The following is a 13,667-nucleotide window of genomic DNA, read 5'->3' as shown; positions in this document are numbered from 1 at the left end:
CCTCGCCGGAAGCTGCCTCGGGAGCGGCGCCTCGCCGGAGACCGCCTCGGGGGCGCGCCACGCCGGAGGCCGCGTCAGGGGTCCGTCCTGCCGGAGACCGCGTCACGGGTGGCGCCTCGCCGGAGGCCGCCTCAGAGGTACCGCCTCGCTGGAAGGCAGGGGGCCAGGTGATCCGCTCCCCTGCTGAGTCCGCCTCGGCCGATCCGCGCGCCTCTTCGGGGGCCCTGGCCCCTCAGGCGATCAGTGCCTCGTCCGAGTCAAGGAGGTCCAGCAGGCCGGCCCGATGCAGGGCGGCGACGGGGGCCAGCAGGTCCGGGTGGCGCAGCAGGGCCGCTGCCTGGTGGTCGCGGGCGTCGGGGGCGGTCAGGCGGCGGAAGCCGAGCGGGGTCACCGGCGCGTGCTCGGCGCCGGCCACGGCGGACACCCCGCGGGCCGCCAGCGCGGAGTCGGTGAGCAGACAGGCCGCCCAGCTCGCCACGACCTCGTCGACCCATGTGCGCCAGCCGGAGCCGTCCGGATCGCCATCGCCCGAGTCGTGATCACCGGAGCCGTCCGCCCCGGCGATCCAGTCCAGCCGCGCGGAACCGCCGGGCCCGGCCAGTCCGACGAGGGCGGCGTCCATGGGGGTGGGGTAGCGCAGCCAGGCGGCGACGGTGACGGCCTGGCGGGCCTGGGCCTCGCACAGGGCGGCGGCCAGCGCACCGCCACCGGGCGGATAGGCGCACAGCAGCCAGCGGGTCGTCGCCGCGATGAGGGAGGAGAAGTCTGCGAGCACTGCCGGGCCGTCCGCGTCGCTTCGGTCACTGGGATGCAGACCACCGTAGCCCGCCGTTCCCCCGCCGGACATGTCCGTAACCAGCCCGTTTCCGTGGTCTGCGCCACAGCGGGGCGCACCGCGGCGGCGCCACGCGGGGTCCCGCAAGGCGCTCCCCGCACCGGACGCCCCGCCTGCCCAGGCGCTCCCCGCACCCCACGCCCCCGCCCCTCCACACGCTCCCCGCACCCCACGCCCCCGCCTCCCCCCGCCCGCCTCCCGCACCGCATGGCGCCACCGCCCCAGGGGTACCCCGAGACGCATGACCGGCATCGACCTCAAGAGCAGCGCCTTCAACGACAACGCCTACATCCCGCGCCGGTACGCGCTGGAGGGCGAAAACGTCTCTCCGCCGCTGACCTGGTCCGGGGTGCCGGACGACGCCGCCGAGCTGGTCCTGGTGTGCGAGGACCCCGACGCCCCGTCGGGCACCTTCGTGCACTGGGTCTGCGTCGGCATCGACCCGCACAGCGACGGCGCGGGCACCGGCGAGCACCCGCGCGGCGGCACCGACCTGGTCAACGGCTACGGCCGGCGCGGCTGGGGCGGCCCGCACCCGCCGCCCGGCGACGACGCGCACCACTACGTCTTCCACCTGTACGCCCTGCGCGAGCCCTGCGTGCTGCCCGACGAGCCCACCGCGGAACAGGTGCACCGCGCGGTGGAGGAACGGGAGGTCGCCAGCGGCACGCTGGTGGGCCTGTACCACCGGTGAGCGCCCGCCCCGCGCAGACCCCTGGGAAGACGGCCGACCGGGCGTACCGCGGACCCGGCCGGACCGTCGGCTCACCCACGCCGTCGGCCGCCCGCCCGTATCGGGGGCGTACCGCAGCACCTCGCCGGGCTCCGAACAGCCGACGACCCTCTCGCCGCTCCCACCCGACAGGCACCACCCGGATGAGCTCCTCGGTGGCTGTCGGGTACCCGGCGCCGAGCGGGCGAACCGCGCACCCGACCCGGCCTCCGTCGCCGGACCGCCCAGCCGACCCCGACCCCGCCCCCGACCGACCCCGATCCGCCGCCGCCCCCGCCCCGCCCCCGACGCCGGCACCGAGTGGCCGCGAGAGGAGCACCCCATGACGACGACCCTCCCCCTGACCGTCGACGCCCAGGAGCACGGCCTGAGCGGCGACGGTGTCACCGACGACGGGCCCGCGTTGCAGCGGTTGGTGGACGTCCTGGGGGCGGCGTGCGCCGCGGACGGCCGCCCCCGGGTCATCCAGGTCCCTGCGGGCCGCTACGTCGTCCGTGACCGGGCGGTCGTCTGGCGCAGCGGTGTCTCCCTGATCGGCGCGGGCCGCGGGGCGACCTGCTTCGCGCTGGGCAATCCGGGCGCGCCGACGACACCCGTGCCGCTGGCCTGGTTCACCACGCAGCTGCACGGGGCGGGCCGGGACAACCACCTCAGCGACCTCACCTTCGCGCACTTCGAGGTGGACGGCTCAGGAGTGCACACCGAGCGCTACGATCCGCTGGCCAAGGGCCTGGGGCTGCAGTACGTGCGGCGGGCCCGCTTCAGCGACCTGTACATCCACGACACCGCGGCGACCGGTTTCGGCTGCGACTTCCTCCAGGACACGGTGGTGGAGGGGGTGCTGGCCGAGCGGTGCGGGCGGCAGGACCCCGGCGAATGCATGGGCGGGGCGGGCATCGGCATCGGGATCGGCGGCTGGGGCCCGGTGGAGCGGCTGACGGTGTCGGCGTGCACGGCGGTCGGCAACGGGACCAACGGCATCTTCGTGGAGCTCCAGCAGGAGTACTGGCCGCCGCCGCGCGGCATCCGGATCACCGCCTGCCACACCGAGGACAACCGCTACGGCATCTCCGACTGGGGCGCCGACGGCCTGCTGGTCACCTCGTGCACGATGCTCGGCAACCATCTGGCCGGCTTCGACGTGTCCTCGCAGGGCACCTCCGGGGTCGGCGGGCGCGGCGGCATCGTCACCGGCTGTGTGATCGACGGCAACCTCCGCGACGGCGTCGCGATCGGCAACACGCCGGGCCCGTACGCGGTGCGCGGCAACCGGATCAGCTCCAACGGCCGGTACGGCTACTGGCAGCACAATCTGGCGGGCGGGGACCGGGAACCGGCCGCCGACCTGGTGCTGGAGTCCAACGACATCCGCGACAACGCCCTGGACGGGGTGCGCATCGGCGCCGATCTGCGCGAGGTGGCGATCACCGGCAACCGGATCCGCAACAACGGCCGCCGCGCGGCGCCGGACGCGGCCGGAGGCGGCGACGGTGTCCGCTACGAGCCGCTCGCGGTCGTCGACGAGCACGCCGACTGGCCGCCCGACGGCCACCGCGGCAAGCGGGTGCGGGTCGGCTCGCAGAGCGCGCTGGTGTCGTACACCACCGGGCGCCGCCTGGCCCTCGCCCCGAAACGGCCCGGCGCACGGACCGCCTGGGAGGAGGGCCTGCCCCCGGCGGGTGCCGCCTACCGGCTGCCCGAGCCGCCGCAGCCGCGGGCGGGGATCACGATCGCCGCGCGGGTCGAGGGCCTGCAACTGCACGGAAACCGGGTCTGGGACGACCAGCGGCACAAGACCCAGACGCACGGACTGCGCATCACCCCCGAGGGCATCTGGCACGGCGGCGGCGCGCACGGCAACGATCTGCGCGGCAACGCCTCGGGAGACACGCTGTTCGCCACCCCGCCGAGTGAGGTGCGCGGGGCGGAGGACGGGCTGTGAGGGGCTGTGCGACACGCGGGGCCGCGGGGCGGGCCGCGGGTCAGGCGACGGCCGGGTCCTGCACCCGGGCGCCCTGGCGCCGCAGTTCCTCCTGCACCAGCGGGTAGGGCACCTCGCGCGGCAGCCGCCCCGAGCGCACGGCGAGGGCGGCGCAGACGCCGGCCGCCTGCCCGGTGGCCATGGCGATCGGCATCACCCGGTAGGAGGAATGCGCCACATGGGAGCCGGAGATGCAGCGTCCGGCGACCAGCAGCCGGTCGATGCCGCGGGGCAGCAGGCAGCGCAGCGGGATGTCGTAGAAGCGGCCGCGCGGGACGCGTTTGAGGACGGTGCCGGAGCCGCGCGGGTTGTGGATGTCCACCGGGTAGGCGCCGTGCGCGATGACGTCCGGGAAGGACTGCGCACCCAGGATGTCGTGCCCGGTGAGGTGGTAGTCGCCGAGGATGCGGCGGGTCTCGCGGACCCCGATCTGGGTGCCGCTCTGCACGGCGTACGCCTCCTCGAAGCCGGGGACGCGGGTGCGCAGGAACCGGTCGATCTGGTCCAGTTGGCGGCGCGCGGCGACCTCGGCGCGGGTCAGGTCCCACACGTCGATGCCGAGCGCCTTGGTGACACGGGTGCTGTTGACGCTGAGCTCGTGCGGGTGCGGGGTGCCGAAGAAGAGGATGTCCTCACGGGTCAGGCGCAGTTCACCCTCCTCGGTGGCCTTCTCCACCAGGTCCCACAGGCCGTGCACCCCGCGCCACTGGTCGGGGTGGGCGCGCACGTAGCCGGCGAAGCCCTCCGGGTCGAAGTCGGCCATCCGGAACATCAGGGTCATCGGCTGCACCCGTCCGTCCTCGGGCCGCCCGATCTCGTACGGTGCTCCGGCGGCGACCGCGATGTCGCCGTCCCCGGTGCCGTCCACGACGACGTCCGCGTCGATCACCACCGGGCCGGACTTGGTCTCGAACACCACCCGCCAGCCGTCGTCCAGGGGCAGCGCGCTGGAGGCGAAGGCGTGCAGCAGCAGCCGTACCCCGGACTCGTCGAGCAGGTCGAGGAGGACGAGCTTGAAGATCTCCGGGTCGAACGGCACGGTGTAGCCGGTGTCCAGGGAGGGCGGGATGCAGCCGCCGCGCGCGGTGAGCCGCTCCAGCAGCCGCCACAGGAAACCGGCGACGACGGCCTCGCCCTCGCCGTGGTCGGACGGCAGCAGCCGGTTGTCGCCGCCGGCCTCGTCGAAGACGGCCTGCTTCTGCTCGTTGTGGAAGGACATCAGCGGCATGACGAGCGCGGCGGTGGCGTTGCCGCCGAGGAAGCCGTAGCGCTCCACCAGCACGACCTCGGCTCCGGCGTCGGCCGCCGACTGGGCCGCGGCGGTGCCGGCCGGGCCGCCGCCCACGACGAGGACCTCGGTACGGCCCCCGTGGCGGGCGGAGCGCGGGGGGAGGGTGACCGTCCGGGGCTCGCGGGGTGGTTCGAGGATCGGCATGGGTCTCTTCCCGTGACTGGGTCGGGGTCGGGGTCGTGTGCTCGGGCTCCTCAGCCGTGGCCGTGCCGGATCCGCGCGGCGGAACCGGCGGCGTCGACCCGGTCCAGGAGGGCGCCGCAGCGGGCGCAGGTCTCGCCGGCCAGTTCGCGCAGTCGCCGCATCCGGGCCTCCAGCACCTCCCGGCGCTGCGGGAACTCGTCCCACAGCCGGTCCACCTCGGCGAGCATCAGCCCCGCCTGCTCGCGGGCCACACCGACCAGGGCCGGGGCGCCCATCCGGCGGGCGAAGTCGAAGACCTTGCCGGAGTACGGCAGCGGCAGCACCGGCAGCCCGGACAGCGCGGCGAACATGACGAAGTGCAGGCGCATGCCCACGACCAGGTCCAGATGGCTCATGAAGCCGAGGATCTGGCCGGGGCTGTAGCTGTTGTGCAGGATCCGGCCCCGGTCGGGGGCGCTCATCCGGGACAGCACGGCGTGGGCGTGGTGCACGTCCTGGCGTTCCATGGGCACGAAGACCACATGGGCGTCCATCCGGCGGGTGAGGAAGTCGGCGACGTCGGCGAGCAGCGCGTGGTAGTCGCCCTCGTCGAGCTTCTCCGCGGCGCGGCCCGGTTCGCGCACGGACATGCCGACCAGCCGGGTGTCCGTCGGCAGGCCCTCGGCGCGCATCATCTGCTCGGTGAAGGGCTCGCGGGGCAGCAGCAGGGCGGGGTCGGCGGTGACGACGATCTCGCGTTCGACGCCGACCTCCTCCAGGACCAGGTGGCTCTCCTCGTCGCGGACGACGACCTCGTCCATGTCGGCCAGCACCGTGCGCACCGCCTCGCGGTCCTCGGGGTCCTTGAGCGGGCCGGCGCCGACGGCGTAGGCGAAGGTGGGCACGCCGCGGTCCTGGGCGGCCTTGACCAGGCGCAGATAGCGCCGGGCCTCCCCGTCGTAGAGGAATCCGCCGCCGCCGACCACGAGCAGGTCCAGGCTCTCCAGGGCGTCGAGGACGGGCCTTTGCGGCACGCCCTCCCAGTGCACGACCTCGTCGGCGTCCCGGCGGTGGGTGCGGGTGTGCTCGGCGTCGCGGCTGAAGACCACGAGCCGTGCGTCCGGACGGTGGGTACGAAGACAGCTCAGCACGCTCAGCAGGATCGCCTCGTCACCGATGTTGAATCCGCCGAACGACCCGAGGAGGCCGATCCGCGGAAGGGTGGGGCTCGGCGCGGGGCGCTGGGTGAGTGCCATCCGGGACTCCTGGTTCGAGCGGGGACGGGACTTCCGGCGCGATCATGGCCGGTGGGGCTCGGGGCCGAGTTGCCCGAAGCCGTCGCAGGAAACCGGCAGGGCCTGTTCAGTCGTGAGCAACCGGGGTGAGAGCTCTTTAAGCAGGGTGCGCGTCCACTGGATCTGGCGCAACGTGCGGGGGCGGCAGGTGATCACCAGTTCGAGGAGCCGTTCGTCGTGGGCGGCCTGGGCCGCCTGGGCGAGCATGTCCCAGCGCAGCGACGTACGGGTGGCGGCCAGGTGCAGTTCGAGCAGGTCGTCGAGGAGACGGGTGCCGGTCGCGGGGCGGCGGGCGCGGGTGCGGGCGGCTCGGTCGCGCACGAGGCGGCGTACGGGTGGTCCGCCGTCGCCCCGCGGGGCGGGCAGGTCGAGGCCGTAGAGGCGGCCGGTGCGGGCGAGCCGGACGCGGTGGTCGTGGGACCACCGGGCCAGATCGGTGGCGGCCTGGTGGATCCCGTGATCGCCGCCGTGGCGTACGGCCGCGGCCGCCAGCTGTCTCTCCAGGGCCTGCTCGCCTTCGTAGAGCGCCTGGATCGTGTGCGCGACACCGTTCATGGGCGGCCGCTCCCTTCCGTGCGTACGGCGGCGGCGCGCCCGCGCGTCCGCGCTGCGGCCCTTGCGCACCGGGAGTCCCTGGCCCCGTCACCCGAATGCGGCACCGTCGGCTGCCCCGGCGAGTACCCCGACCTCCTTGCCCTCACCATGGGCCGGGAGGGCGCTACTCAGCGCATCCGCCGTGTAGCGCGACGGTCGCTGGGCACTCGGGCGCCGGCGGGTCCGACCGGAACCCGTCAGTTCACGCTGGAGGTGAAGGACATGGGTCACGGTGGCAACGTCATCGACGAGCTGGTGACCGATCACGGCGAGGTCGAGGATCTGTTCGCCCGTATCGAGGCGCTGCCCTCGGGTGACAAGAACCGCAAGATGTACGCCGATCAGGTCACGATGGAGCTGGTACGGCACTCGGTGGCCGAGGAGGCATACCTCTACCCGGCCGTGCGCGAGCACCTCGCGAACGGTGACACGATGGCCGACCGCGAGCTGGAGGACCACGCCAAGGCCGAGCAGATCATGAAGGATCTGGAGGGCTGCGAGGCGGACGACCCGCAGTTCGACCGGCTGATGGCCGCGCTGATGACCGAGATCCGCGCGCATATCGCGGACGAGGAGCAGAACCTGTTCCCCTCACTGCGCGCGGCCTGTCCGCCCGAGACGCTGGACGACCTCGGTGACAAGGTCCGGATGGCGAAGAAGACGGCGCCGACGCGACCGCACCCCTCGGCGCCCGACAAGCCCCCGGCCAACAAGCTCCTCGCGCCCGGCATGGGCCTGGTCGACCGGATGCGCGACATGCTGACCGGACGCGGCAAGCCGGAGTGACGGCCCCGCCGGGGCGCGGCGAGCCCGACTGAGGGCCCCGGCCCGCGCGCGCGGCGAGCGGAAGTGACGGTCCGGGCCGGGCGCGCGGCGAGCGGAAGTGACGGTCCTGTCGAGGGGCGTCGGCACGGGTGGCCGGCGCCCCTCGTCGCTGCCCGGACCCGAGGGCGGGGGCAGGAATGAGGCGGGCCGCGCAGGCGTTGTGCCGACCGCGAGGGTGAGACGCCGGGAAGGGAACCGGGTCCGGCCCGCGCTCCCCTCAGTGCCCGGCGGTCACGGGCGAGGGGTCTTTCCCGACGGTGTTGCAGAAGAAGGGCGTGAGACCGATGGCGTCGACAGGGCGGGACGTGTCCGGTGCGGCCGGGGCCACCGAGCTGGTGACCGGATGCGGTCGCCGGATCGTGGTGAAGTGCCTCAGGCTCGTGCCGGAGGAGCGGACGCTCAGCCGCGTCACCCTGGACGTGGGCGGCCACCGCGACGGCGGCCCCGGCGTCTGGGCGTCCCTGACCGCGACCGAGGCCCGCGAACTGGCCCGCCAGCTGCTGGAGCGCGCCGATGTGGCCGACCACGCGCCGGGGGGCGTGGCGACGGCTCTCGCCTGATCCCGTACGACGACGGCCGGCCGGTCAGCCGAGGAAGTCCTCCACCGCCGCCACGAACCGGGCCTTGTCGTCCAGCCACGGAAAGTGTGCCGAGCCGGGCAGTACGACCCGGCGCGCGGCCGGGAAGAGGGCGGCGACCTCGGCGACCGGGCCGGGCGGGGAGTTGAGGTCTACCTCTCCGGCGAGCACCAGCACGGGCCGGTGGAAGGCGGCGAGGGCCGCGCGGGTGGCGTCCGGCGCGAAGGCGCCCTCGGAGCCGTAGACGGCGGCCGCACGCCGGTTGCGCTGCCGGTCCCCCGCGGCGTGGTGCGCCCGTGCCGTCTCGTCCCAACGGCCGTAGGCGAAGGGCGCGACGGCCTCCCAGTGCTCGGGCGTCCCCCGCCCGGCGACGATCTCCTCCAGCGCCGCGAACGCCTCCGCGAACCAGGGCTCGTCCCTCCGCAGCGACGCCGTCTCGCGGCGCACCTGTCCCGGTACCTCGATGCCCGCGCCGAACAGACTGGGCGTCACCAGCACCAGCCGGGCGACCTCCTCGGGATGCCGCTCGGCGTACCGCAGGGCGAGGTTGGTCCCCGCGGAGTGGGCCAGCAGGTCCATCCGCTCCAGGCCCAGATGCGTGCGCAGGGCCTCGACGTCGTCCACCAGCCGGTCGCAGCGGTAGGAGCCGGGGTCCTCCGGCTCCGCCGACTCCCCCGTCCCGCGCAGATCGAGCACGATCAGCCGCCGCCGTGCGCCGAGCCCGCCGAGGTCCCCCAGATAGGCGGCGTCCTGCATCGGCCCGCCCGGCAGACAGACCAGGGGCTCGCCCTGGCCGGAGACGTGATACGCGAGTGTGGTTCCGTCGTACGACGAGAAGGTGGCCATGATCGCCGATCGTTTCAGCCACCTGCGGCCCCGGCAACCGCATTTGCCGGCGCGGCTCGACGCCCCGGTGGACAGGCCCGCCCGAAAACCCGTTGCGCCGCGCACCCCCGCCGCCGACCCTGATCCTCATGCCCGCAACCGTCCGTCCGGCCACGCTCGCCGACGCGCCCGCCATCACCGAACTCCTCAATGCCGTCGACCTCATCGAGATCGGCCGCCCCGAGACGGATCTGCACACCGTCGAGGCCGATCTGAAGCATCCCGAGGCCGACCTGGAACGCGATTCCTGGCTGGCCTTCGAGAGCGACCGGCTCGTCGCCTACGGGCTGCTGTGGGACGAGTCGGGCGGCGAACGCATCGACGTCGACCACTATGTCCTGCCCGACCACCAGGAGGCGGGCTTCGCCGTGCTCGGCCTGATGGAGGCCAGGGCGCTGGAGAAGGCACGGGACAACGGGGCCGACCGGGCGGTGGTCCATCTGCATCTGAACGTACGGCCCACCACCGACCTCGCGCGGCTGCGCGACCGCGGCTGGCAGGACGTCCGCCGCTACCACGTGCTGCGCCGCCCGCTGGACCCTGCCGCGGACGTGTCCCCCGCGCTCCCGGACGGCGTACGGATACGCCCCTGCGCCGGCGAGGACGACCGGCGGCTGGTGCACCGGCTGTACCAGACCACGTTCGCCCGGCACTTCGACTTCCAGCCGCGTGCCTACGAGGCGTGGCTGGCGGACATCGACGCCGACGGCCTGGACTGGTCGCTGGTGTGGATCGCGGCCACGGACGACCTGGGCGACGCCGGTTTCCTGATGTCGCGCAACGACCGTGAGGCCATGGGCTGGATCCGCAGCATCGGCGTCGTGCCCGAGGCGCGCGGCCGCGGGCTCGGCGGGCTGCTGCTGCGCCAGGCGTTCGGCGCGTTCGCGGCCCTGGGCCGGGACACGGTGGGCCTCGGCGTGGACACCTCGAACGCGACCGGCGCGCCGGAGCTGTACCGCCGCCACGGGATGACGGTGCACTATGCCGTCGACACCTGGGAGACGGTCCTCGGCTGAGGTCAGCTCACCCGCAGGGTGCGCTTGGCGAGTTCGTAGGCCGGGAGCATGGCCTCGTGCTCCTCGGTGTCGAGGCCGCCGAGGCCGACCACGACGGGGCCGCGGTCGGTGACGACGCAGAAGGCGCGCTCCTTCTTCGTCTCGTCCAGCAGGTCGCTGGTGTAGAGGTACTCCGCCTCGACACCGGGGACGCCGTTCGCCTCCAACGGGCGGTACGTCGCCGGGCCGTTGCCCTTCTCGTCGGCGAGGAAGCCCTCCAGCACCGTGCGCGCGTCGTCGTCGCCGGGCTCGCCGGTCCACACGCGCAGGAAGCCGATGTGGCCGGCCGGCTTGGCGTCGACCTCGCAGGCAGCGGTCACCGGGCCCTGCCGGAGCAGGTCGGCGACGGCCTCGCTGTCCCCGGCCCCGAGGGCGTCGATCGCCTCCGGCTTCCAGTCCTCGGCGATGTCGAAGGTGACGGGCAGTTCACAGGCCGAACCGGCGGGGCCGATCGTGCCGCCGCTCCTCACCGCCGCGGCCTTGTCGTCGCCGGCGGCCGCGCTGGTGGACGCCTTGGCCCGCGGCTCGCCCCCGTCGTCGTCGGAGCACGCCGTCAGCACCCCCGCGAGCAGCGCCGCACCCACCAGAGCACGCCCCGCTCTTCCCGCCCCGAGCTGCACTTTTCTCTCCCCTGTTCACTGATCGGCGGGACACTGTATCCAGCGGGGCGGGAAGGCGGGCTCAGCGGGTGCGTCAGATGCCGCAGGTGGGGGCCGACCAGTACTGGCTGTCCCGGTGGTCGACGTGGGTGTGGTCGTTGTGGCCCGGATAGCCGGGGCCGAGGATGCCCCGGAAGCCGTGGTAGCGGGCCTGCTTCGCCAGCGTGCACAGCGAGTGCGGGCCGGCGCCGAGGTCGGCGGCGTCACCGTAGAGATGGCGGCTGTTGCTCGCGCCGCCGACGGCGTCGTTGCAGGCGTAGGAGCGGAAGCCGCTGGTGACGGTGATCGGCTGGTCGCCGAGCGCGTGCCGCATGGCCTCCAGCTTCCACATGGTGCGCAGGGCGTTGGCCTTGGCGGTGGCCGCGCTGACCGCGCCGCCGGACCAGGTGGTGTTGCAGTCGTTGAGCTCGCTGTAGGAGAAGTGGATCGGTGTGCAGTCGTCGTCCTGGAGGGCGTAGAGCTTGTTGTACGTGTTGCTGCCGGCGATGCCGTCCGCGGTCAGCCCGTACGCCGACTGGAAGCGTTTGAGGGCGGCCGTGGTGGCCGGGCCGAAGGAGCCGTCGACGGCGAGGACGGCGCCGTAGCCGGCGTAGCCGCCGAGGCGGATCTGCAGCTGGGTGACGTCGGCTCCGGAGGAGCCCTGGGACAGGGTGCGGGTCCAGGTGTAGCAGCCGTCGGCGTGGGCGGTGCCCGCGGTCAGGACGGTCCCCGCGAACGTTCCGGACATGATCATGACAATAGCGGCGAGAAGTCGAACCGTGCGTCTGAGCATCTGCTCTCCCAAGCGGAGGGGACATACGGCACTGGAGAGGGTGGCGGCACATGTGACGCGCGTCAACCATGCCGCCACCTCGACCTGCGGATCCGAGCGAGACCTCCGGCGCGTCCCCTTGACACACCCCATGGACCACGCCCGTCACAACCCGCCGGACCGGCGGTAACCCCTTCCGGGAACCGCGATCCGCCACCCCCGCAACGGCATTGACGCCTGCCCTTCACCCCACCGCCATCCATGTGACGTGGGTCACATGGAAAATTTCGGAAGGCGTATTTCGGACGTCGCTGCGATTACCGAATATCGGACGTCCACCGTACGGATCCTGAGAACGCAGCCCTTGCCGACCGGACACCTTCGAAACGAAGGAACCCCCGCTCACTTGACCATTGAACAAAGGGCTCCTCCGGGTGCGACGCCGTCACCCGCAACCCGGTCGGCACGGAAACCGCAGAACTTAACGTCCTGTTCATGACTCAGCTGGACGTGCGGCCCCCGGCCGCGGACGACGGCGACGGCCGGTCCGTCGAAGGCATGCGCACCAAGGGCCTCAGCGGAAACTCCGTGGGCCTCCTCGGCAGCGCGGTCATCGGCGTGTCCACCGTCGCCCCGGTGTACTGCCTCACCTCCACGCTCGGCTCCACCGCGGGCGAGGTCGGCCTCCAGATGCCGGCCGTGTTCCTCGCGGGGTTCCTCCCGATGCTGCTGGTGGCCTTCGCCTACCGCGAGCTGAACAAGGCGATGCCGGACTGCGGCACCTCCTTCACCTGGACGGTGAAGGCGTTCGGGCCGCGCGTCGGCTGGATGTGCGGCTGGGGCCTGGTGATCGCCACGATCATCGTGCTGTCGAACCTGGCGGGCGTGGCCACGTCGTACTTCTGGCTCCTCGCGGGCGAGATCACCGGCAGTGAGTCGGTGGCCGCGCTGGACGGCAACAAGGCCGTCCACATCGTGACGTGTCTGGCGCTCATCGCGCTGGCCACCGTCATCAGCTACCGCGGTATGACCGCCACCAAGGGCGTGCAGTACGCGCTGGTCGGCCTGCAGCTGCTGGTGCTCGCCGTGTTCGTGGCGATGGCCTTCGGCAAGGCGGGCAGCGTCGACTTCCCGACCGGCGCCGACTTCTCCTGGTCCTGGCTCAACCCCTTCGCGGTCGGCTCGTTCGCCGCGTTCACCGCGGGTCTGTCCCTGTCGATCTTCATGTACTGGGGCTGGGACGCCTGTCTCACCGCCAACGAGGAGACCAGCGGCAGCAGCCGCACGCCGGGCCGCGCCGCGATGATCGCCATGGTCGTGCTGGTCGGCTCCTACCTCGCCACCGGTGTCGCCGCGCAGATGATCGTCGGCTCCGGCGACAAGGGCCTCGGCCTCGCCAACCCGGACACCTCGGACAACGTGTTCGCCGCGCTGGCCGGCCCGGTGATGGGCTCCGCGCTCGGCATCCTGCTGTTCGTCGCCGTGCTCGCCTCGGCCGCCGCCAGCCTCCAGACCACGTTCATCCCGGTCGCCCGCACGGTGCTCGCCATGTCGACGTACAAGGCCCTGCCCGCCTCCTACGCCGATGTCCACCCCCGGTTCAAGACTCCGGGCCGCGCCACGGTCACCTCCGGCATCGCGACCGGCGTGTTCTACACGGTCATGACGCTGGTCAGCGAGAACGTGCTGGTCGACACCATCTACGCGCTCGGCCTGATGATCTGCTTCTACTACGCGCTGACCGCCTTCGCCTGCGCCTGGTACTTCCGCGCCGACCTGCGCAGGTCGGGTCGCGACCTGCTCTTCAAGGGGCTGTTCCCGGTGGTCGGCGGCCTGATGCTGACGGCCGTGTTCGCCAAGACCCTGATCGACATGTGGGACCCGGCCTACGGCAGCGGCTCCTCGGTCCTCGGCGTCGGCTCGGTGTTCGTCATCGGCGTCGGTCTGCTGGCCCTCGGCCTGGTCATCATGCTCGTGATGAAGCGCCGCAGCCCCGAGTTCTTCCGCGGCGAGGTGCTCACCAAGTCCACCCCGGCGCTGGTCGCCCAGGACTGAGCCCCGC

At 73.1% G+C, this 13,667-nt stretch carries 13 protein-coding genes; 6 read left to right on the top strand and 7 right to left on the bottom strand.

Going from position 1 to position 13,667, the window contains the following annotated elements:
• Positions 1 to 232 precede the first annotated feature (232 nt).
• Positions 233 to 775, bottom strand: a complete 543-nt coding sequence (locus tag ACSU6M_RS30835; RefSeq protein ID WP_437074145.1) for a hypothetical protein — start codon at positions 773 to 775, stop codon at positions 233 to 235.
• Positions 776 to 1,076: 301 nt separating this feature from the next.
• Between ACSU6M_RS30835 and ACSU6M_RS30830 the strand changes: the two genes are divergently transcribed.
• Complete coding sequence (locus ACSU6M_RS30830) at positions 1,077 to 1,529, top strand: YbhB/YbcL family Raf kinase inhibitor-like protein (RefSeq protein WP_437074144.1); 453 nt, start codon at positions 1,077 to 1,079, stop codon at positions 1,527 to 1,529.
• A 361-nt stretch (positions 1,530 to 1,890) separates the two neighbouring features.
• Entirely contained in the window at positions 1,891 to 3,510 is a 1,620-nt protein-coding gene (locus tag ACSU6M_RS30825) for a right-handed parallel beta-helix repeat-containing protein (RefSeq protein WP_437074142.1), read from the top strand.
• Between the two features lie 40 nt (positions 3,511 to 3,550).
• On the opposite strand, the gene ACSU6M_RS30820 is transcribed toward ACSU6M_RS30825, so the two are convergent.
• Genes ACSU6M_RS30820 through ACSU6M_RS30810 form a run of 3 tightly spaced genes read right to left on the bottom strand, consistent with a single transcriptional unit; the run spans position 3,551 to position 6,813 of the window.
• Complete coding sequence (locus tag ACSU6M_RS30820) at positions 3,551 to 4,984, bottom strand: FAD-dependent oxidoreductase (RefSeq protein ID WP_437074140.1); 1,434 nt, start codon at positions 4,982 to 4,984, stop codon at positions 3,551 to 3,553.
• Between the two features lie 50 nt (positions 4,985 to 5,034).
• Positions 5,035 to 6,219, bottom strand: coding sequence for a polysaccharide pyruvyl transferase family protein (locus tag ACSU6M_RS30815; RefSeq protein WP_437074139.1), 1,185 nt, complete (start codon positions 6,217 to 6,219; stop codon positions 5,035 to 5,037).
• A 42-nt stretch (positions 6,220 to 6,261) separates the two neighbouring features.
• Complete coding sequence (locus tag ACSU6M_RS30810; protein WP_437074137.1) at positions 6,262 to 6,813, bottom strand: hypothetical protein; 552 nt, start codon at positions 6,811 to 6,813, stop codon at positions 6,262 to 6,264.
• A gap of 261 nt (positions 6,814 to 7,074) precedes the next feature.
• Here ACSU6M_RS30810 and ACSU6M_RS30805 point away from each other — a divergent pair, with 261 nt between their 5' ends.
• Entirely contained in the window at positions 7,075 to 7,638 is a 564-nt protein-coding gene (locus ACSU6M_RS30805) for a hemerythrin domain-containing protein (protein WP_437074135.1), read from the top strand.
• 323 nt (positions 7,639 to 7,961) lie between these two features.
• Positions 7,962 to 8,237, top strand: a complete 276-nt coding sequence (locus ACSU6M_RS30800) for a hypothetical protein (RefSeq protein WP_437074134.1) — start codon at positions 7,962 to 7,964, stop codon at positions 8,235 to 8,237.
• 24 nt (positions 8,238 to 8,261) lie between these two features.
• Here the strand turns inward: ACSU6M_RS30800 and ACSU6M_RS30795 are convergent, their stop codons facing one another.
• A complete protein-coding gene (locus ACSU6M_RS30795) occupies positions 8,262 to 9,101 on the bottom strand; it encodes an alpha/beta fold hydrolase (protein ID WP_437074132.1) in 840 nt (279 codons plus the stop codon).
• Between the two features lie 128 nt (positions 9,102 to 9,229).
• Here ACSU6M_RS30795 and ACSU6M_RS30790 point away from each other — a divergent pair, with 128 nt between their 5' ends.
• Positions 9,230 to 10,156: a GNAT family N-acetyltransferase gene (locus tag ACSU6M_RS30790; RefSeq protein ID WP_437074131.1), complete on the top strand. Its 927-nt coding sequence runs from the start codon at positions 9,230 to 9,232 to the stop codon at positions 10,154 to 10,156.
• A gap of 2 nt (positions 10,157 to 10,158) precedes the next feature.
• On the opposite strand, the gene ACSU6M_RS30785 is transcribed toward ACSU6M_RS30790, so the two are convergent.
• Together ACSU6M_RS30785 and ACSU6M_RS30780 are read right to left on the bottom strand one after the other, a co-directional pair.
• On the bottom strand, positions 10,159 to 10,815 hold the full coding sequence (locus ACSU6M_RS30785) for a lipoprotein (protein ID WP_437074130.1): 657 nt from the start codon (positions 10,813 to 10,815) through the stop codon (positions 10,159 to 10,161).
• A gap of 73 nt (positions 10,816 to 10,888) precedes the next feature.
• Positions 10,889 to 11,626, bottom strand: a complete 738-nt coding sequence (locus ACSU6M_RS30780) for a D-Ala-D-Ala carboxypeptidase family metallohydrolase (protein WP_437074129.1) — start codon at positions 11,624 to 11,626, stop codon at positions 10,889 to 10,891.
• Positions 11,627 to 12,100: 474 nt separating this feature from the next.
• Here ACSU6M_RS30780 and ACSU6M_RS30775 point away from each other — a divergent pair, with 474 nt between their 5' ends.
• The gene (locus ACSU6M_RS30775; RefSeq protein ID WP_437074127.1) at positions 12,101 to 13,660 is read left to right on the top strand and encodes an APC family permease; all 1,560 of its coding nucleotides are present in this window, start codon (positions 12,101 to 12,103) and stop codon (positions 13,658 to 13,660) included.
• Positions 13,661 to 13,667 lie beyond the last annotated feature (7 nt).

It is taken from the genome of Streptomyces sp. enrichment culture, from assembly GCF_964272895.1.
GTDB lineage: Bacteria > Actinomycetota > Actinomycetes > Streptomycetales > Streptomycetaceae > Streptomyces.
This window is presented reverse-complemented; position numbering and strand designations above follow the sequence as displayed.

What these genes read in the sequence shown, in the direction of transcription:
- ACSU6M_RS30830 (WP_437074144.1), top strand. Translation starts at nt 1,077, where the DNA reads ATGACCGGCATCGACCTCAAGAGCAGCGCCTTCAACGACAACGCCTAC.
- ACSU6M_RS30825 (WP_437074142.1), top strand. Translation starts at nt 1,891, where the DNA reads ATGACGACGACCCTCCCCCTGACCGTCGACGCCCAGGAGCACGGCCTG.
- ACSU6M_RS30820 (WP_437074140.1), bottom strand. Translation starts at nt 4,984, where the DNA reads ATGCCGATCCTCGAACCACCCCGCGAGCCCCGGACGGTCACCCTCCCC.
- ACSU6M_RS30815 (WP_437074139.1), bottom strand. Translation starts at nt 6,219, where the DNA reads ATGGCACTCACCCAGCGCCCCGCGCCGAGCCCCACCCTTCCGCGGATC.
- ACSU6M_RS30810 (WP_437074137.1), bottom strand. Translation starts at nt 6,813, where the DNA reads ATGAACGGTGTCGCGCACACGATCCAGGCGCTCTACGAAGGCGAGCAG.
- ACSU6M_RS30805 (WP_437074135.1), top strand. Translation starts at nt 7,075, where the DNA reads ATGGGTCACGGTGGCAACGTCATCGACGAGCTGGTGACCGATCACGGC.
- ACSU6M_RS30800 (WP_437074134.1), top strand. Translation starts at nt 7,962, where the DNA reads ATGGCGTCGACAGGGCGGGACGTGTCCGGTGCGGCCGGGGCCACCGAG.
- ACSU6M_RS30795 (WP_437074132.1), bottom strand. Translation starts at nt 9,101, where the DNA reads ATGGCCACCTTCTCGTCGTACGACGGAACCACACTCGCGTATCACGTC.
- ACSU6M_RS30790 (WP_437074131.1), top strand. Translation starts at nt 9,230, where the DNA reads ATGCCCGCAACCGTCCGTCCGGCCACGCTCGCCGACGCGCCCGCCATC.
- ACSU6M_RS30780 (WP_437074129.1), bottom strand. Translation starts at nt 11,626, where the DNA reads ATGCTCAGACGCACGGTTCGACTTCTCGCCGCTATTGTCATGATCATG.
- ACSU6M_RS30775 (WP_437074127.1), top strand. Translation starts at nt 12,101, where the DNA reads ATGACTCAGCTGGACGTGCGGCCCCCGGCCGCGGACGACGGCGACGGC.